General features: G+C 59.0%; 14 protein-coding genes. 5 read left to right on the forward strand and 9 right to left on the reverse strand.

The window, feature by feature from the left end; translation table 11 throughout:
* Positions 1–2: 2 nt before the first annotated feature.
* On the reverse strand, positions 3–950 hold the full coding sequence (locus K529_RS09010) for a TRAP transporter small permease subunit (protein ID WP_040642873.1): 948 nt from the start codon (positions 948–950) through the stop codon (positions 3–5).
* A gap of 141 nt (positions 951–1,091) precedes the next feature.
* A complete protein-coding gene (locus K529_RS09015) occupies positions 1,092–2,177 on the reverse strand; it encodes a TRAP transporter substrate-binding protein (protein WP_005629465.1) in 1,086 nt (361 codons plus the stop codon).
* A 297-nt stretch (positions 2,178–2,474) separates the two neighbouring features.
* On the opposite strand from K529_RS09015, the gene K529_RS09020 reads away from it, so the two are divergent.
* The 4 genes from K529_RS09020 to ilvN all read left to right on the forward strand — a co-directional run bounded on the left by K529_RS09020 (position 2,475) and on the right by ilvN (position 7,563).
* Positions 2,475–3,899: a cache domain-containing protein gene (locus tag K529_RS09020; RefSeq protein WP_046002340.1), complete on the forward strand. Its 1,425-nt coding sequence runs from the start codon at positions 2,475–2,477 to the stop codon at positions 3,897–3,899.
* Between the two features lie 62 nt (positions 3,900–3,961).
* The gene (locus tag K529_RS09025; protein ID WP_005677350.1) at positions 3,962–4,606 is read left to right on the forward strand and encodes a response regulator transcription factor; all 645 of its coding nucleotides are present in this window, start codon (positions 3,962–3,964) and stop codon (positions 4,604–4,606) included.
* A gap of 579 nt (positions 4,607–5,185) precedes the next feature.
* Positions 5,186–6,937 (forward strand): acetolactate synthase 3 large subunit, encoded by a 1,752-nt coding sequence (locus tag K529_RS09030; RefSeq protein WP_005610140.1) that lies wholly within the window; start codon positions 5,186–5,188, stop codon positions 6,935–6,937.
* Between the two features lie 65 nt (positions 6,938–7,002).
* Positions 7,003–7,563: an acetolactate synthase small subunit gene (ilvN, locus tag K529_RS09035; protein WP_005610137.1), complete on the forward strand. Its 561-nt coding sequence runs from the start codon at positions 7,003–7,005 to the stop codon at positions 7,561–7,563.
* Positions 7,564–7,661: 98 nt separating this feature from the next.
* Here ilvN and K529_RS09040 read toward each other — a convergent pair whose 3' ends face one another.
* Entirely contained in the window at positions 7,662–8,075 is a 414-nt protein-coding gene (locus K529_RS09040) for a hypothetical protein (protein ID WP_005610133.1), read from the reverse strand.
* A 231-nt stretch (positions 8,076–8,306) separates the two neighbouring features.
* On the opposite strand from K529_RS09040, the gene K529_RS09045 reads away from it, so the two are divergent.
* A complete protein-coding gene (locus tag K529_RS09045) occupies positions 8,307–9,068 on the forward strand; it encodes a helix-turn-helix domain-containing protein (RefSeq protein ID WP_005610130.1) in 762 nt (253 codons plus the stop codon).
* Here the strand turns inward: K529_RS09045 and K529_RS09050 are convergent.
* The 6 genes from K529_RS09050 to K529_RS09075 all read right to left on the reverse strand — a co-directional run bounded on the left by K529_RS09050 (position 9,061) and on the right by K529_RS09075 (position 17,137).
* On the reverse strand, positions 9,061–9,867 hold the full coding sequence (locus K529_RS09050; protein ID WP_005610127.1) for a DUF2189 domain-containing protein: 807 nt from the start codon (positions 9,865–9,867) through the stop codon (positions 9,061–9,063). The two genes, K529_RS09045 and K529_RS09050, sit on opposite strands and share 8 nt — an antisense overlap.
* A gap of 47 nt (positions 9,868–9,914) precedes the next feature.
* Complete coding sequence (locus K529_RS09055; RefSeq protein WP_005610124.1) at positions 9,915–11,294, reverse strand: amidase; 1,380 nt, start codon at positions 11,292–11,294, stop codon at positions 9,915–9,917.
* A gap of 223 nt (positions 11,295–11,517) precedes the next feature.
* Complete coding sequence (locus K529_RS09060; RefSeq protein ID WP_005610121.1) at positions 11,518–12,147, reverse strand: LysE family translocator; 630 nt, start codon at positions 12,145–12,147, stop codon at positions 11,518–11,520.
* Positions 12,148–12,383: 236 nt separating this feature from the next.
* Positions 12,384–13,214, reverse strand: coding sequence for a hypothetical protein (locus tag K529_RS09065; RefSeq protein ID WP_131664984.1), 831 nt, complete (start codon positions 13,212–13,214; stop codon positions 12,384–12,386).
* A gap of 175 nt (positions 13,215–13,389) precedes the next feature.
* Positions 13,390–14,514 (reverse strand): peptide chain release factor 2, encoded by a 1,125-nt coding sequence (gene prfB, locus K529_RS09070; protein WP_005610118.1) that lies wholly within the window; start codon positions 14,512–14,514, stop codon positions 13,390–13,392.
* A 115-nt stretch (positions 14,515–14,629) separates the two neighbouring features.
* A complete protein-coding gene (locus K529_RS09075) occupies positions 14,630–17,137 on the reverse strand; it encodes a penicillin-binding protein 1A (protein WP_005610116.1) in 2,508 nt (835 codons plus the stop codon).
* Between the last annotated feature and the right edge of the window lie 584 nt (positions 17,138–17,721).

The raw sequence follows: 17,721 nt of genomic DNA on the forward strand, positions 1-17,721 counted from the left end.
AGTTAATGAGCGCCTTCATAGGCTTCTTCGCCTTCGCCAAGCGTATCTCTGTCGAGGTATTTCCCTTCTGACTCTTCGCCCTCAATGAACTCGAGGAAAGAGCGATAGAAGAACGCCACCGCATGCAGGAACACAAGGCCCGCAAATGCGACCAGCAGGATCTTAAAGAGGAAATAGCCGTCAAAGCCGTTGGGTGAGAAGCCGATGGTTTCGACATTCCAGCGCAGCGCGCGGGCCTTCATCACCAGACGGTCCAGCTGATCGGACGCCGAAGGTTTCGGCACGATCAGGTGACGCCACAGGAAGAACCAGCCGTACATCCACGTCAAAACCGCAACCGGCATCATGAAGATCAGCGAGCCGACCATATCGACCACACGTTTGGCGCGATGCGAAATCCCGGCATAAACGAGGTCCACCCGCACATGGCCGCCCTGCACAAAGGTGTAGGTGACACAGAAACACACCACGAGCGCGTTATAGAGCTTCAGCTCTTCGGCAAACCACGAGATGTCTTTTTCCAGCGCGATCCCGAGGCCGAAACTCATGTCCGGGCGGGCAAAGACGCGCTGCATGAACACGATGATGATCTGCTGAACCACCATCAACAGCCCGGCCCAGGCAAAGAAACGGCCCAGCGTGTTGGCAAAGCCCTCAAGCGCGCGCACCATGCCCCACATAAAGCCACGGAAGTACATTCCGACGCCCGTCAGCACGAGGAACGTAGTGAAGATCACAAAGAAGAACTCGACCGAGCCACCGTAGTAGACAAAGCGCATCACGGAAGCTTTGTCCTCGGTGGTGCCAGCCCAGGTCAGCCAGTCGAGCCATAGCTCGGGATGGGTGACGGCATAGCCGAGATTATAAAAGGCGCCAAAAACATTAGAGGCGAGCCACCATAGGAAGCCGCCAATCGCGCCAAAAAAGGAAATACTCATGTCGTCCTGCATGGCTCCCCCGGAAGTTCAGGCAAGCGGTCGGGCGCGTCTGTCATCGGAGAGCTCCGGCGACGCAGCTTTTTCAGACCGCGAGTGCAAAAGAGATCCCCCGCACCCTGCGCGGGGGATCCGTTTCAAGTTCACAACCGGGGATTAGCCCAGAACGCGGTCGCGCTGTGCAACATAGGTGCCGGAGGACGTGTTGATCCAACCCGAAGAGGACTTCATCGACGCCATCGCGCTGTCGTAGATCTTCTTGTAGAGATCGTCGCCCATGTTTTCCTGATGCACTTCCATGGAGGCCTTACCAAAGGCATCCCAAACGCTGTCGGGGAATTCCATGACCTTAACGCCACCGGCCTGCAGACGCTGCAGCGCTGCACCGTTGTTGGCGAGGAACTGGCTCAGGTTCCATTGGTGCGCTTCGGCAGAGGCGATCTCGATCACTTTCTGATGCGCTGGCGACAGGCTCTCAAAGACGTCGCGGTTGGTCGCAACAGAGAGACCCGCACCCGGCTCGTGGAAGCCCGCGGTGTAGTAGGTCTTGGTGATTTCCTGGAAACCGGCTTTTTCGTCCGCCCAAGGGCCGATCCACTCGGTGCCGTCGATCGCACCGGAGGAGAGCGCCTGATACACTTCGGAGCCCGGAATGTTCTGAACGGAGGCGCCCAGTTTGCCCAGTGCTTTACCGCCGAGACCCGGCATACGGAACTTCAGACCGTTGAAGTCGTCGGGGCTGTTGATCTCTTTGGAGTACCAACCACCGGCCTGCGCGCCGGTGTTGCCGCCGAGGAAGGATTTCAGACCAAAGATCTGACCCAGCTCGTCATGCAGCTCCATGCCGCCGTCCTGATAGTACCAGTTCGCCAGTTCCTGCGCGGTCATGCCGAAGGGCACAGCGGTGAAGAAGGCATAGGCCGGGTGCTGACCCACGAAGTAGTAGTCGGCACCGTGATACATATCGGCCTGACCTGCGGTCACGGCGTCAAAAACCTCAAACGCGCCAACGAGTTCGCCTGCGGCCTTAAGGTCAACGGTCAACGCGCCATCGGTCATGGCGGTGATGCTGTCGGCCACGCGCTGCGCGGAGTCGTGCACGCCAGCAAGGCCACGGCCCCAGGTGGTGACCATAGTCAGGGTGCGGTTGCCCTGTGCGTAGGCCGGTGCGGCCAGAGCTGCGGATGCGGCAGCAGCGGAGCCACCGATTGCGGATGTCTTCAGAAAGGATCTGCGATCCATGTTGTTGGTTCCTCCCAAAACGTATTGACCGCCGTGGTGCACGAAATCGCCCTTCCCCCGCGGCCTCTTTGAAGTGAGAACACCCTAACGGGACCGTGAAACATGTGAATACCAAGTACTACGTAGAAACGGCGATTTTTTCACTCGGATCGGTGTCATTCACATCCTGGACGCGCCTGTTCGGGGCGATCACACAGAGCCCACAGGTTTCCGGGCTTTGATTCCTTGCGCCATTGCCGTAACGATTCGAAACACACCCCGCACGCCTGCCCAAAGAGCCATATTCGGGACCACAAGATGATCCGGCGCCTGTTTCGCCCGAACTACGCACAAAAGCTGTCATTGCTTGCCACCCTGCCCCTGATCGTGGCGGGCCTGTGCATCGCCGCGCTGGTCGCGCATCAATCCCGCTCCATGGCAGAACGCGAGATCCAGGTTCTGGAGCGGCAATTGATCGAGGCGAAGAAAGCAGAGCTGCGCAATTACGTCACACAGGCGCGCAACGGGTTTATGCATATCTATGGCCCCGCTGCCCCGGATGACGAGGAGGCCAAAAAGCAGGTCACCCAGATCCTGAGCGCGATGATCTACGGCAAGGATGGGTTCTTCTTTGTCTATGATTACGACGGCACCAATCTGGTGAGCCCACGTCAGACCGAGTTCATCAACCGCAACTGGGCGGGGCTGACCGATGGCAATGGCGTGCCGGTCGTCAACACCTTTATCGATATCGCCCGTCAGGGGGCGGGCTGGCACAGTTTCATGTGGGAAAAACCCTCCACCGGCGAAGAGGCGCAGATGATCGCCTATGTAGTGGGCCTGCAGGACTGGCGATGGGCGGTGGGCACAGGCGTGTTTATCGACGATGTGATCGCGTCTATCGCCACTTCACGCATGGAAGTCGAAAACCGGGTGCGCCGCACCTTTATATATATAGGTGCGATTACACTGGTGGCGCTGATCTTTGTGTTCGCCTCCGGCATGTTATTGAACATCCGCGAGCGCAGACTGGCCGATGCCAAGCTCAAGGAACTCACGCAGCGCGTCTTTGACGCCCAAGAAGAAGAGCGCGGCCGGGTTGCACGTGAATTGCACGATTCCATCAGCCAATTGCTGGTGGGGGTGCGCTATGCGCTGGAGACCGTAAAACGGCGCATCAGTCGCGGTGAATTTGACGCCGCAGCCAGCCCGCTGGACAAGGGCGTCGATGGGCTTGCCACCGCCATCACCGAGGTGCGCCGCATCAGCCGCGATCTGCGCCCCGGTGTGCTGGATGATCTCGGCCTTGGCCCGGCGCTCAAGGCGCTCACCGATGATTTTGCCGCCCGCACCGGCATCGAGACGGTGTTTACCACCGTGGTGTTTCGCAACCGCCTCGACCAAGAAGCCAAGATCGCGCTTTATCGGATCGCCCAAGAAGCGCTCACCAATATCGAGCGCCACTCTGGCGCAACCCGTGTTACCATGGACCTGCGCGGACATGAGAATGGCGCCACCATGCGCATCAGCGATAACGGCTCTGGCCTGCCCACCGAACAGGACCGCAGCCACGCCGGGATAGGCCTGCGCAACATGCAGGAACGGATGGAACAGCTTGACGGCACCATCCGCATTCTGTCATCTCGCGCAGGCCGCGACAGCGGTACCGTCATCGAGGCCAGCTTGCCCCTGAGCCACCTGCTGCCACCCGGCGACGAACTCGCCGCCCATCGCCTCCCCTGATCCATGCGGGCGCGGCGCACAACACAGGAAAGCCGGCGATTGACCAAAGCGAGAGACAACAGATGAGCGGCCCCACCCGTGTTTTGATCGTAGACGATCACCCGATGGTCGCCGAGGGCATCCAGTCCATTCTGGAAAGCTACAGCGATATCGAAGTCATAGGCGCAGTCTCCGGCGGTCGAGAGGCGATTGCACAGGCCGAAGCCTGCGTGCCGGACGTCATTCTGATGGATCTCAATATGCCGGATGTCGGCGGCCTCAGTGCGACGGAAATCATCCTTGAACGCCGCCCTGAAACCCGGGTGCTGATCCTGTCGATGCACGATAGCCCGGAATATATCTCCACTGCCCTCAGTCACGGCGCAGTGGGATATGTGCTCAAAGATGTGCAACCCGAGGAAATCAAAACCGCCATTGATGCGGTGATGCGCGGCACGCAATACCTCTGCACCGGGGCGGCAGGATCACTGTCGCCGCAATCGCATACCAGTCGCGAGGCCCTGACGGGGCGCGAACAGACAATATTGCTGGAACTCGCACAGGGCAAATCCAACAAGGAAGTCGCCCTCACTCTGGATATCTCGGTGCGCACGGTTGAAACCCACCGCAAGAACATCAAACGCAAGCTCGGGATTTCCTCAACTGCAGGTCTCACCCGCTACGCGCTGGAACATGGCGTGCTCCAAGGCACAGGCCGCGGCATCTGAAACAGCACGAGGGCGCCCTCCCGCCCGTCGCCAGATCGGCAAAGCCGATCCGCTCCCGTTGGGCCGGGCGCCGGGCTGACGCCCGGCGCGGCGCACCACTGCCAGCCTTCCACCCAGCCTCCTCTTCTAACCTTAAATATCCCGGAGCGCGAGGCAGCGCCTCGCAAACGGCACCGCGCAGATGCGCGGTGCTCCCCCTGCGCGCCGCAGGCGCTCCTCAAAGCCCCTCAAACCACATGTCGCAGCGCTAGCCATTACAAAATCACGCATCAATATTGCCATAAATATCTCAAAACAGCCCCCAAACGTAAGATAAGTTCACAAACCCGCGAAAAAACCGCCTTTTTGCGGTTGACCCTCCGCCGCCTGCCCCATAATGTCCCCGTCAATGCATGATGGAGACCCTGACGATGGCTCAGCTAGTCGTAATTGTAGGACACACGCGCATGGGCCGGTGACGGTAGACCATATTCGAACCCATGCGCCTCCGATCCTCAAAATCGGGGGCTTTTTTATGCGATACACACTGACGTTAGACTGACGCGAAGAAAGACGATGTCGTGAACTGGAGCAAAGCAGATGACACGTGAAATGACCGGCGCAAAAATGGTTGTTCAAGCCCTCAAAGAACAGGGCGTGGACACGGTATTCGGATATCCCGGAGGCGCTGTCCTACCCATTTACGATGAAATCTTTCAGCAAAATGACATTCGCCACATTCTGGTCCGTCACGAACAGGGCGCGGTGCACGCCGCCGAAGGCTATGCGCGCTCCACCGGCAAACCCGGCGTTGTGCTTGTGACCTCAGGCCCCGGTGCCACCAATGCGGTGACCGGCCTGACGGACGCGTTGCTGGATTCCATCCCGCTGGTGGTTCTCACAGGTCAGGTTCCGACCTTCATGATCGGCTCTGACGCCTTTCAGGAGGCCGACACCGTGGGCATCACCCGCCCCTGCACCAAGCACAACTGGCTGGTGAAGGACACCAATACTCTGGCTTCCACCATCCATGAGGCCTTCCACGTTGCCACCTCTGGCCGCCCCGGCCCAGTGCTGATTGACGTGCCAAAGGACGTGCAGTTTGCCACCGGCACCTATCAGCCGCCAAAACCGTCGGCCTCGCATTATCAGCCCGTCGTGAAGGGCGATATGGAAGAGATCACCGAACTGGTTGCCGCAATCGAGACCGCCAAACGCCCGGTGTTCTACACGGGTGGGGGTGTCATCAACTCAGGTCCTGCCGCCAGCCAGCTGCTGCGCGAACTGGTTGAGGCCACGGGCTTTCCAATCACCTCGACATTGATGGGGCTTGGCGCTTATCCGGCGTCCGGCAAACAGTGGCTTGGCATGCTCGGGATGCATGGTCTCTATGAGGCTAATATGGCGATGCATGACTGCGACCTGATGATCAACGTCGGCGCACGCTTTGACGACCGGATCACCGGCCGTATCGATGCCTTCAGCCCCAAATCGATAAAGGCCCATATCGACATCGACCCCTCCTCGATCAACAAGGTGATCCGCGTCGATATCCCGATTGTGGGCGACGTGGGCCATGTGCTTGAGGATATCCTGAAGGTCTGGAAAAGCCGCGGTCGTAAGACTAATACCGAGGCACTGGCGAAATGGCAGGGCCAGATCGACGAGTGGCGCGCGGTGAAGTGCCTGACCTACGAGATGTCAGAGACCACCATCAAGCCGCAATACGCGCTGGAACGTCTGGAGGCGCTGACCAAGGGTCGGGATCGCTACATCACCACCGAGGTCGGCCAACACCAGATGTGGGCAGCGCAGTTCCTTGGCTTTGAAGATCCAAACCGCTGGATGACCTCCGGTGGACTGGGCACCATGGGCTATGGAACGCCTGCCTCTATCGGGGCGCAGATCGCCCACCCGGATGCGTTGGTCATCAACGTCGCAGGCGAGGCGTCTTGGCTGATGAACATGCAGGAAATGGGTACCGCAACCCAGTACCGCCTACCGGTGAAACAGTTCATCCTCAACAATGAACGCCTTGGCATGGTGCGCCAGTGGCAGGAACTTTTGCATGGTGAGCGCTACTCGCACAGCTGGTCCGAAGCGCTGCCCGATTTTGTCAAACTCGCCGAAGCCTTTGGGGCCAAGGGTATCATCTGCAAAGATCCCAAGGATCTGGATGATGCGATCATGGAGATGCTTGAATACGACGGGCCGGTGATCTTTGACTGTCTGGTGGAAAAGCACGAAAACTGCTTCCCGATGATCCCCTCGGGCAAAGCCCATAACGAGATGCTGCTGGGCGCAGCCGAGACGCAGGGCGTGATCCAGTCCGGCGGCGCGGTTCTGGTCTGATCATCTGAGATTTGCTTGCAAGGCGCGCAGCGCCTTGCCCCGATATTTCGAGGAAAGGGACTGACATGTCTGCCCTACACATCAAAAAAGGTGCTTCCAAGCACTCCGCCTATAACCTACGCCCGAATTTCTCCGACACGCAGGAGCGGCACACGATCACTGTGCTGGTGGAAAACGAGCCCGGCGTACTGGCGCGCGTCATCGGGCTGTTTTCAGGCCGTGGTTACAACATCGACAGCCTCACCGTGGCCGAAGTCGACCACACCGGGCATCTGTCACGTATCACCGTGGTCACCACCGGCACGCCGCAGGTGATCGAACAGATCAAGGCGCAACTCGGCCGCATCGTGCCGGTGCATGAGGTCACCGACCTCACTGTGGCCGGCCCCTTTGTGGAGCGTGAACTGGCCATCGTCAAAGTGGTCGGCGAAGGCGAAAAGCGCGTCGAAGCGATGCGGCTTGCGGATATCTTCCGCGCCAAAGTGGTCGATACCACACTCAACAGTTTCATCTTTGAGATCACCGGCACGCCCGACAAGATCGATGCCTTTGCCGATCTGATGCGCCCGCTGGGTCTGACCAAGATCGCCCGCACCGGCGTTGCCGCACTTTTGCGCGGTGAATAACCGCTGCGCATTTCAGCCCGTGTAAAAACAAAAAGCGCACCAAATGGTGCGCTTTTTTGTGTCCGCTTTATGATCCGGGGTCGCCTGAGACGTAATCGTTAAGCGCGCAGCAATTCCGGGAAAGGCAGAATTTTTGCGCTTTTGCGTTCACCGGTACTGCGGCGTCCCTCAACACGGGAACTACATCGTTCCGGGATCGACAGGGTGGCCACCTCTGCGCCCTGATGGGCGGTATCAACCGGCTCCTCACTGCGGTTCTGTTCGCCGCGTTTACGCGCGCGCAGCACCTCCGCAAGGCTCGGTTCAGCACTTGGTTCAACCACTTGTACGCCGCCGGCCATGCGCACACCGCTTTCATACCGGCTTTCAAATTCTACCAGATCGCCCTTTTGCAGCGAAATCGCATCAGCGACCTCCTCCTGCTGCATGTAGTAGGCTAAATCTCTTTGATCTTCACACCAGATGACCGCTTTTGACTTTGCGGTATCGGCCCATACGACAACCCCGATCATTGCGGACCCCATTTTTGCCCGACTCTATTCTGCGTCAAAAGACGGAAGTCAAACATCCCAAAGTTTCGAATAGGGAATTGCAATTTGTGTCGGCATTGATACGCTACAGCGTCATAAACTCCGCAATTGAACCTAACTCGCGTCACCTCATGATGCCCTTGTGAACCATCACGCCGCTATCCCGGAACAAACATGTTAAAAAGCTCCCGATCCCCCGCAGAATTAAGGACAGTGTTCGGCGACAATCTGCGCAGTCTCGCTCGGGAGTACCCGTCCATTTCGGAACTGTCGCGGCGCCTTGGCATCAACCGGACGCAGTTTAACCGCTACCTCTCAGGTGAGAGCTTTCCCCGCCCCGATGTACTGGACCGGATCTGCAACTTTTTTGAGGTCGATGCGCGGATTTTGCTGGCCCCGGTGGAAACCCTCGACCGTCCGGAAGGCAGCGCGCTGCACAGTGACTACCTCAAGGATTTTATCGACGCAGGCCTGATGCGCGTCACCGAAGATGTGTTTCCAACCGGGTTTTATCGCTTCACCCGGCGCAGTTTTATCAGCGATGAGAGTTACGTTCTGGGCATCGTGCATGTGAAACGCATTGATGGTGTCACCTATGTGCGCGGATATGAGCCGCGCGCCGGCATGCGCTATCAAGGGCTGTCCACCCATGGCCCCTCGCGCGAGTATCGCGGCTATATGACCTGCCATGAAGATGGGGTGGCCTTTGTGCTGAGCCGCCGCAACACGCTGACCTATTCGTTCAACTATCTTGCGCGGGTCTCAGCGGCGGAAAACAGCCTCTGGACCGGTTATGTCGCACGCACCATCCGCGAAAGCGAAAGCGGCGAGCGGGTGCTGCGGATGATCTATGAGTATCTGGGCAATGATGTCAGCACCGCCATTGCGGCGGCGCGCGGCTGCGGCTTTACCACCGCGCCTGAGATCATTCCCTTTCACCGCCGCCTGTTGCAGCTGGGCACACCGTTTAAGTAGCGTCCTCCTCGACCCGCAGCAGCCGGTAGAGATGCCAGCTGGAATGCCCAAGCCACGGCAGCACGATCAGCAGGCCGAAGAACCCCGGCAAAAGCGCAACAAAGGTCAGCGCGGCAATCATCACAGCCCATGTCAGCATCGGCAGCGGGTTTGCCTGCACATAGGCAAAGCTGGTGATCATCGCTGTTACAAAATCGATCTCGCGATCGAGCAGCAGCGGCAAGCCCAACACGGTGATCATATAGATCAGCAGCGCAAAGAGCGCGCCGACCACCGTGCCCACCCCCAGCATCATCACCCCCTGCGTGGTCAGGAACACCTCTGACGAGGTGGAGACATTGACCATCGGCATATGACCAAGAAACAGCGCAAAGATCATATGGCCAAGGAAGAACCAGAACAGGAACACCACGATGATAATGGCGCAGATGGATGGCAACTGGCGGCGACTTTGTTCAAAGATCACGCCAAAGATCCGCCCCGCATCCAGCCTGCGCCCCTGCTCGATCCGGTGAGAGACCTCGTATAGCCCCACCGCCGCAAAGGGGCCGATCAGTGGAAAACCGATGGCCGCAAGAACCAGCCAATAGCTGGTTTGCGTCCGAAGCGTCACCCAAGCCATGAACCAGCCTGCAAGCACGTAGAACCCGGCAAAGATCAGGCCGTAGATGGGCTTGGCGCAGAAATCGCGCCAGCCCCCACCGAGTGCCTGCTTCAATGTTGCCCAGCTGACGCGTCGCAACTCTGGCACGCCCAATGGGCGCGTGATGGGGGCGGTGGTTTCTATGGTTTGCGTCATCTTGCTCCCTTTTGCCTGGCCTGTCCGAGCTGAGTGTTAGGTGGCGGCTATGTGGCCGAGCGCGCCCGGTGATACTCCTGCCCTAGCCCGAGGATCTGCGTGTCGCTGCCATGGGGGCCGATGATTTGCAGACCAATGGGAAGCTGGTCCGGCCCGCCACGTCCGGCTGGCACCGCAAGCGCAGGCAGCCCAAGGAGGCTTGCGGGCACCACAACCTCCATCCAGCGGTGGTAGGTGTCCATCGCCTGTCCTGCGATCTCTTTCGGGTAGTCCCATTCCACCGGGAAGGGCCAGCATTGCGCGCTTGGCAACAGCACCGCGTCATAGCTGTCAAACATACGTGCAGCCGCACGCATCCAGCCCGCACGCAAATCTGACGCCTCTTGCACCTCTTGACCCGAGAACCCCAGCCCACGATCAAGCTCCCAAAGAGCGGCCTCTTTCAATTGATCGCGCCGATCTTTCAGCGCGCGCAAGCCCGCCGCCACGGCAAAGGAGCGCAGCGTGATCCAGCTGTGCCAGATTTTCTCAGCCGGATAAGGGGGTGCCAGACGATCAACCTGATGGCCCTGCCCCTCCAGCGTTGCAATGGCCGCTTCGCAGGTGTCGAGGATGCCCTCCTCCATCGGATAGGCCCCTCCCCAATCGCCAAGCCAGCCCAACCGCAGCGGTTTAGGTGGGCTGAGCGGAGACACTTTCTCGGCCCCGCGGTGCAATGGCAGGCGCGGATCGCCGCCAGACATCACATCCATCAGCAGCGCCAGATCATCGGGTGTGCGCGCCATCGGCCCATTGCTGGCCAGCGTGTGCAAAAAGACATCGCCAACCGGTTCAGACGGCACCCAGCCCCAGGTCGGGCGAAAGCCGTAGATCTCATTCCAGCCCGCCGGATTGCGCAGGGACCCCATCATGTCAGAGCCATCCGCCAGCGGCACCATCCCCGCAGCCAGCGCAACCGCAGCCCCGCCAGAAGAGCCCCCCGCAGACCGGCTTGGGTCCACCACATTGCCAGTTGCGCCGTAGACGGGATTATAGGTGTGCGAGCCAAGGCCAAATTCAGGCGTATTGGTCTTGCCGATCACGATCACGCCCGCCGCGCGCAGTCGCGCCACAAAGATATCATCGTCCTGCGCCACCTGCCCCGCAAAGATCGGCGATCCCTGCGCGCAGACCAGACCTTTTGCATTGGACAGATCCTTGATTGCCATTGGCACACCGTGAAGCACACCGCGCTCATCCATCGGCACCGCATCTGCTGCGCGCGCCTCTGCCATCAGTTCCTCGGCCGGGCGCAGGGCAACAATCGCATTGAGTTCCGGGTTGCGCTCAGCGATCCGCGCAAGCGTGGCTTCCATCAAAGCCTCGGCGGTCAGCGACCCGCGCGCAAGGTCCTGCAAAATCTCGGTGGCTGTCCTGTCGCAAAGCATGATCGCAATTTCCTCTCAGTCTATATGGCTGAGAGCCTAGGACGCCGATAACGGTCTGAAAAGCCCCTAAAATTCTGCCGTGCTGCAGAATGTCCGATGCGCAGCCGTTGATAAATAGATGCCTATGACATGCATCTATAATTTGCACGAAACTTAGAATTGGCAGGAATAGGCCTCACCTTTGCCGCGCACGTCATTCAGGCGAGGCGCCACAGGTGAAAACCTACGGCGACTGGATGCGCGCTGTCAGGATCTTGATGCTGGCGGCACCAAATCCAACCGCAAATGCCCCTTCAAACCCACGGCGCAGTTTGAGGTAAATCCTTGTCATGCTCTGCGATGAGAAAAGCAGCGCATATCCGTGAAACACCAGCGCACTCTGTACCCCAACCGCTGCAATGACAATCATCAGGTCCTGTACGCCGGTTCCAGCTGGAACCCCAAGAGAGAACAAAGACCCAAAGAACAATATTGCCTTTGGGTTTGTCAGATGGAGCGCCAAGCCCTTTGCATAAAGGGAGCGTTTTCCACCCGCAAAGGACTTCGTGGCCAAGTCCTTGTTGGAGAGCGCAGATCGTGCCGCCTTATACGCCAGATACATCAGATATGCGGCACCGAAATAGCGCACCATCTCAAAGATCCAGACATGCGCCAGCATAACGGCCCCAAGACCCATTGCGGCAGCAACCGACCATGTCAGAGATCCGGTGGTGATACCCGCAGCCAATGCAAGCCCCGAGGCCCGGCCAGAAGCCATAGAGGTCCCGGCAAGGGCAAGCGTCGCAGGACCGGGACTGGCCACGGCGATCAAAGCCGCAAGGAGAATGAGCGGAAGGTTCACATCTACAAGCATCGGATCTCCTCACAGCAATTTTGCTCACCGTTTCGCACGCATCCCCGATTGTCAATTTCCGGCTTGATCCCGCCCGTCATCACAGGCGCCCGCAGCGCGCCCGTCAGGGCGCCCAACGCCGGAAGGGCATCTATGATGCCTGCACCGGAGGCGGGAGCCATTCGCGCCAGCAAGGGGCTTTGGCCGTCAGGTCAATGCGGCGACGCACACTGAAGAGACCCAATGGGACGCGCGGCCTAGAAGCGACACAACGGCGGACGCGGCGTACCTTTGTTGGAGAATGACGCGCCCTCAAACCATCCGGCGCCAATAGCGCCCCAAAGCACGTCAACCCCGATCCAGGCATTTTCGGGCTTCTCATCTGCCAATTCTGCCCAAAGCTTGTTCGCTGCACCACCAATTATTGCATCAGAAACTGCGCCTCCTTCACAGGAGGTCTTTTCGCTGATCTGCCTGATGAAGGCATCGAAATACTGTTCCCGAATGGTGCGATCATGGGCTATGGCCTCCATATCCTCGTCCGACCAACAAACAGGCGTTGTCAGCATCATGGCAGGTGGCGTTTGCAGGGGGCTTTTGGAAAAAAACACAAGTTCTCCTGACTTCACACCAGCAGCTATGAGCTTCGCGTACGCACGAAAGCTGCGCTCTTCTGGCCAACCGCGTGTCTCTTTCAACTCCTTCATCAAAGCGGAGGCGTCTACGACACAAGGATAGCGCTCAACATATTCGGCGAGGTCATCCGGGTCTATGCCGGCCTTGCGCAACTCGTCAGCCAAAATGCCTTCTTCCTCAAAATCACGCAACGACAGATCAAACTCCCTAAGCGTTTCTGACGTCTCACCAAGGTGTTGAATCGTCTCGAGAGAAGGCACCCACAAGTCTCTCTGCAAGGTGGCTTGAACCTCGGGACTGTTCAGCGTCAGCTCTGATGTGACATCCGGAAACCGGATCGTGCAGACCTCTGGGCCCAGCAGAGTCCAGTCGCGTTGCTGCTCTGCAGATCCATCCGCCAGAAGCCGTGCGCCGAGGGCCTCCAGTGCGTCCCCATCAAGCCCCGCCGCCATGGCAGCGTCGGCGCTATGCGGCCCGATCACGCAGCCATCGCCACCGAGGTAAGTCAGCAACGCCTCTTCAGTTGTTTCCGGAGTAGAGGCGCGATCTTCTCCCGCTGCGGGAAGGATACCTCCGAAAAGCAGCCACGTGACCATGACACACTTCAGCGCAGGTATCCGCATGGCCTTAGTCTTCGCTCTTAGCGTCGGCGCGGCTTTTGCCGGCGACTTTCATCGCCAGTGTCGCGGCCATAAATCCATCCAGATCACCATCCAGCACCCCTTTGGTGTCGGCGGTCTCATGGTTGGTGCGCAGGTCTTTGACCATCTGATAGGGCTGCATCACATAAGAGCGGATCTGGTTGCCCCAGCCCGCGTCGCCCTTGGCCTCGTGCAGGGCGTTCACCTCGGCGTTGCGACGATCAAGCTCCAACTGATAGAGACGCGATTTCAGGGCCTTCATGGCGATGTCGCGGTTCTGGTGCTGCGATTTCTCGGATGAGGTTACCACGATGCCCGTGGGTTCGTGGGTGATCCGCACCGCAGAGTCGGTGGTGTTGACGTGCTGACCGCCCGCACCGGATGACCGGTATGTGTCGATGCGGATGTCGGCCGGGTTGACCTCGATCTCGATATTGTCGTCGATCACCGGATAGGCACCCACGGCGGCAAAGGATGTTTCGCGCGTGCCCTTGCCAAAGGGCGAAATCCGCACCAACCGGTGGGTGCCGCTCTCGGATTTCAGCCAACCATAGGCGTTGTGGCCCTTGATCTGATAGGTGGCGGATTTGATACCCGCCTCAGCGCCGGCCTGCTCTTCCTGCAGATCAACGCTAAAGCCCCGGCTCTCGGCCCAACGCACATACATTCGCGCCAGCATCGACGCCCAGTCGCAAGCCTCGGTGCCGCCCGCGCCTGCCTTGATTTCAAGGAAGGCATCGTTGGGGTCGGTCTCGCCATCCAGAAGCGCTTCCAGCTCTTTCTGGGCGGCTTTTTCCTTCAGCGCTTTCAGGGTTTCCTCGGCGTCCTTGACGACCTCGTCATCCTCTTCCATCTCGCCAAGCTCAATGAGCTCAACGCTGTCGTCGAGGTCCTGGCGAATGCCCTTATAGGTGTCGATTGCGTCGACCAGAGACTGACGATCCCGCATCAGCTTTTGCGCCGCCGCTGGATCATCCCAGAGGTTGGGATCTTCCACACGCGCATTGAATTCCTCAAGCCGGAATTCCGCCGTTTCCCAGTTCATCCGCTGGGCAAGCAGGTCGAGCGATTTTTCGATATCGGCCACGATGGTCTGGATCTCGGCGCGCATGAGCATTCCTTGAAATCTTGTTTGAGAATGGGTGATACCGCACGTCCGGGACCACTACAAGAGTGCGGGCAAGCGAGGATCTCTCGCCTGCCCGCATCAAAACGATTGGGGATGGTTAGTAAAGCCCGCCAGAGCTTACGTCGCCAAAGGTGGCCTTGGGCCCCAGCACGGCGGTGCCGCCACTGGAGGTGGTGACCTGACGCCCGGATTCGGTGACCTCCTCAAAGAGCGGCAGGTTGGAGCCCATACCAAAGCCCCCATCAAAGGCGAGACCAAAGATCGGCTCTTCGCCGTCGCGGAAATACTCCGCCACCACATTGGCCCCCCCAGCTTCATTGGGCAGACGGCTACCGGTGTAGCGGTCGATCTTGATGAAGTGGCCACCGGGAGGCACCTCGAACGGGCCGCCACCGTATTTTTCGGTCGCCTTCTGCATGAACTGCTGGAACACCGGACCACAAAGCGTGCCACCGTATCCACGACCGCCCCGCATCGGGCGCGGGTTGTCATAGCCAAAATAGCAACCTGCCACGATGTTCGATGTGAAGCCCACAAACCACGCATCCCGCGCGTCATTGGTGGTCCCGGTTTTGCCTGCGGTGGGCACTGGCAGATTGATAACGCTGGAAGCGGTGCCGCGATCCACCACACCTTTGAGCATGGAGGTCAGCTGGTACGCGGTGATCGGGTCCATCACCTGTTCGCGGTTGGTCACGATCTTGGGCGCGATGCCCTGTTCCAACTCCGTATAGCTACAATCGACGCAATCGCGATCATCATGGCGATAAATCGTCCGGCCAAAGCGGTCCTGGATGCGGTCTACCAGTGTCGGTTCAACCCGCTCGCCGCCATTTGCAAACATCGCATAGGCTGCAACCATCTTATAAAGAGTGGTCTCTTCCGCGCCGAGGGAGTTGGCGAGGAAGGTGCCCATGTTGTCGTAGACACCAAAGCGCTCAGCATAGCCCGCCACCACCGGCATACCGACCTCTTGGGCCAGACGAATGGTCATCAGGTTCCGGCTCATCTCGATCCCGGTGCGCAGCGGTGTGGGGCCATAGAACTTGTGGTTGGAGTTCTTGGGCCGCCAAACCCCCTGCGGTGTGTTCACCTCGATGGGGGCGTCGATCACGATGGTTGCGGGGCTATAGCCACTATCAAGTGCCGCCGCATAAACGAAGGGTTTGAAGCTGGAACCCGGCTGACGCTGCGCCTGTGTGGCGCGGTTAAAGACCGAATGCTGGTAGGAAAAGCCCCCCTGCATCGCCAGAACCCGGCCAGAGTTCACGTCCATCGCGACAAAACCGCCCTGCACTTCTGGAACCTGACGGGCAGACCAGTGTTTGACACTGTCGCCGTCGCGGATTGCCATCGCGTGGATCACATCCCCCGGCTTGAAGTTGTCAAAGAAGTTGCCGCGCATCCATTTGATGTCAGAGCGTGGAATGGTTCCGGTGCCTTCGACGCTTTCAACCCCGATGGTCAGCGCATTGTCTTCGACCTTCAGAACCACCGCTGGCAGCCATGCGCCATCCTCGGTGATGATATCGCGGGAGGCATCGGAATTGCTCAGCGCCTCGCGCCAACTGGTTTCCTCGCCCAGAAGCTCCGGGGCGATCTCGGCGATCGGACCTTGCCAGACACCGGTGCTGCGGTCGAACTGTTCCAGCCCCTTGCGCATGGCTAGGGCCGCTTCTGTCTGCATTTCCTCGTCGATGGTGGCGCGGATGGTGAAACCACCGGTAAAGAACTCCCCCTCACCAAAGTCGACAGACAATTGGCGGCGGATTTCATCGGTAAAGTAGTCACGCGGCGGCAGCGCCGTGCGGAAGGCGTCGAAATCACCGTTCTGTACCGAACGCAGCGGCTGGTCGCGCTCCACTTTATAAACGGCTTCAGAGATGTAGCCGTTCTCTTTCATCTCGCGCAGCACGTAGTTGCGGCGATTGAGCAGGCGTTCATGTTCGCGCACCGGATGGTAGTCGGAGGGCGCTTTGGGCATCGACGCCAGCGTCGCAGCCTCATGCGGTTCCAACTCGCCAAGCGTTTTGTTGAAATAGGTCTGCGCCGCTGCCGTCACACCATAAGAGTTCTGACCGAGGAAAATCTCGTTCAGATACAGCTCCAGGATCTTATCCTTGGACAGCGTCTCCTCCAGCCGTGTGGCGAGGATGATCTCTTTGATTTTACGCTCCGCGCGACGGTCGCCGGACAGCAGGAAGTTCTTCATCACCTGCTGGGTAATGGTGGAGGCACCGCGGACGTTTTGACCACGCGATTTTACCGCCTCAATACCAGCGGCTAGAATGCCGCGCGCGTCATAGCCAGCATGAGAGTAGAAGTTCTTGTCTTCGGCCGAAATAAACGCCTGTTTCACCAGCGCCGGAATTTCATCCGAGGGCGTGAACAGGCGGCGTTCCTTGGCAAACTCGTCAATCAACTGCCCCTCGCCCGAGAAAATCCGGCTGATGGTTGGCGGCTGGTATTGCGCCAGTGATTCATGGCTCGGCAAATCCCGGCCATAGACCCAGAAAATCGCCCCGATGGACAGGGCCATAACCCCAATGCCAAGGGTGATGGTACTGAATATGGATCCAAAGATGGACAGAATGAATCTGATCACAGTGTGGGCCTCTCTCGCACGATGCGGCCCCTTATAGGGGGCAAGGTGACAAGGGTCAAAACGAGTTATGGCGGCACCAAAGGCACCACCGGTTAGGAGGTAGCGCGCAGCTTAGCAGATGCCAGCGCGCCTGTACCCTCAGATTGGGATATGAGGGCATAAACCGGCAAAAACCAGCGAAATCGGCGATAAATTGCGGGGAAGATGATGGCACGTCGCATCATGCTGCAGCGCCAAGCATGTAAGCCCGCCCCACAGGGCAGATCCCTGAGGACGACGGCGGGATGGTGTGAAATTCGACCCGGAAGCAACAGGTCGAGTCCGGGGAAACTTCTGTCTTGCCTCCCCTTCGTGGGTTCAGATAGCTGGTAGAAAATCCTCGCCGCCCAATAGCCTCAGGAATTTGACGTGCATCCATTCGAACCTCTGCCCCCCAAAAAGAGCTGTCCGATCTGCCAAGAAAACAGTGTCGCATACTTCAGCAGCTACCCCTCAGAGGTCGAACCGTTCGCATCAACCGTGGTCGAATATTGCACGCATTGCGGGTCAGGATACGTTCCCGGCGCAGGCGCATTGCTGGACGG

This window comes from Tritonibacter mobilis F1926, assembly GCF_000376545.2.
In the GTDB taxonomy this organism is placed as follows: Bacteria; Pseudomonadota; Alphaproteobacteria; order Rhodobacterales; family Rhodobacteraceae; genus Epibacterium; species Epibacterium mobile.

Excerpts from the sequence above, each read along its gene's own strand:
- K529_RS09010 (WP_040642873.1), bottom strand. The coding sequence starts at position 950 with ATGCAGGACGACATGAGTATTTCCTTTTTTGGCGCGATTGGCGGCTTC.
- K529_RS09015 (WP_005629465.1), bottom strand. The coding sequence starts at position 2,177 with ATGGATCGCAGATCCTTTCTGAAGACATCCGCAATCGGTGGCTCCGCT.
- K529_RS09020 (WP_046002340.1), top strand. The coding sequence starts at position 2,475 with ATGATCCGGCGCCTGTTTCGCCCGAACTACGCACAAAAGCTGTCATTG.
- K529_RS09025 (WP_005677350.1), top strand. The coding sequence starts at position 3,962 with ATGAGCGGCCCCACCCGTGTTTTGATCGTAGACGATCACCCGATGGTC.
- K529_RS09030 (WP_005610140.1), top strand. The coding sequence starts at position 5,186 with ATGACACGTGAAATGACCGGCGCAAAAATGGTTGTTCAAGCCCTCAAA.
- ilvN (WP_005610137.1), top strand. The coding sequence starts at position 7,003 with ATGTCTGCCCTACACATCAAAAAAGGTGCTTCCAAGCACTCCGCCTAT.
- K529_RS09040 (WP_005610133.1), bottom strand. The coding sequence starts at position 8,075 with ATGATCGGGGTTGTCGTATGGGCCGATACCGCAAAGTCAAAAGCGGTC.
- K529_RS09050 (WP_005610127.1), bottom strand. The coding sequence starts at position 9,867 with ATGACGCAAACCATAGAAACCACCGCCCCCATCACGCGCCCATTGGGC.
- K529_RS09055 (WP_005610124.1), bottom strand. The coding sequence starts at position 11,294 with ATGCTTTGCGACAGGACAGCCACCGAGATTTTGCAGGACCTTGCGCGC.
- K529_RS09060 (WP_005610121.1), bottom strand. The coding sequence starts at position 12,147 with ATGCTTGTAGATGTGAACCTTCCGCTCATTCTCCTTGCGGCTTTGATC.
- K529_RS09065 (WP_131664984.1), bottom strand. The coding sequence starts at position 13,214 with ATGGCGGCGGGGCTTGATGGGGACGCACTGGAGGCCCTCGGCGCACGG.
- prfB (WP_005610118.1), bottom strand. The coding sequence starts at position 14,514 with ATGCGCGCCGAGATCCAGACCATCGTGGCCGATATCGAAAAATCGCTC.